Raw genomic sequence first — 1,116 nt, forward strand, 5'->3', positions numbered from 1 at the left:
GCGACTGGCTCGACCGGGGCAACCGGCTCTACCGGAGCAACCGGCTCGACGGGTGCKACCGGCTCAACCGGAGCGACGGGTTCGACCGGAGCAACTGGCTCTACCGGAGCGACAGGTGCGACCGGAGCGACAGGTGCCACCGGCTCGACTGGAGCAACCGGCTCGACGGGTGCAACCGGCTCGACCGGAGCAACCGGCGCGACGGGTTCGACCGGCGCGACGGGCTCGACCGGAGCAACCGGCTCTACCGGGGCAACCGGCTCTACCGGAGCAACCGGYTCKACYGGAGCAACSGGCTCGACCGGAGCCACCGGCGCGACTGGCTCGACCGGGGCAACCGGCTCTACCGGAGCAACCGGCTCGACGGGTGCGACCGGCTCAACCGGAGCGACGGGTTCGACCGGAGCAACTGGCTCTACCGGAGCGACAGGTGCGACCGGAGCGACAGGTGCCACCGGCTCGACTGGAGCAACCGGCTCGACGGGTTCGACCGGCGCGACGGGCTCGACCGGAGCAACCGGCTCTACCGGGGCAACCGGCCCGACCGGAGCAACTGGCCCGACCGGAGCAACTGGCTCGACCGGAGCAACCGGCTCTACCGGGGCAACCGGCTCGACCGGAGCCACTGGCTCGACTGGAGCAACGGGCTCGACCGGAGCCACCGGCGCGACTGGCTCKACCGGAGCAACCGGCTCKACSGGYGCAACCGGCTCGACCGGCTCGAGCAACCGGCTCYACCGGAGCAACCGGYTCKACCGGAGCCACTGGCTCGACCGGMGCAACCGGCTCYACCGGAGCRACSGGTTCGACCGGAGCAACYGGCTCGACCGGAGCCACTGGCTCGACTGGAGCAACGGGCTCGACCGGAGCGACTGGCTCGACCGGAGCAACCGGCTCGACGGGTGCAACCGGCTCGACCGGAGCCACTGGCTCGACTGGAGCAACGGGCTCGACCGGAGCCACCGGCGCGACTGGCTCGACCGGGGCAACCGGCTCTACCGGAGCAACCGGCTCGACGGGTGCTACCGGCTCAACCGGAGCGACGGGTTCGACCGGAGCAACTGGCTCTACCGGAGCGACAGGTGCGACCGGAGCGACAGGTGCCACCGGCTCGAC

At 71.7% G+C, this 1,116-nt stretch carries 1 protein-coding gene; it reads left to right on the forward strand.

From position 1 onward, the window contains the following. On the forward strand, nucleotides 1-1,116 hold a 1,116-nt coding region (locus AB4Z43_RS33490), incomplete at both ends, for a collagen-like triple helix repeat-containing protein (protein WP_441940996.1).

It is taken from the genome of Mesorhizobium sp. 2RAF45, from assembly GCF_052115225.1.
GTDB lineage: Bacteria > Pseudomonadota > Alphaproteobacteria > Rhizobiales > Rhizobiaceae > Mesorhizobium > Mesorhizobium jarvisii.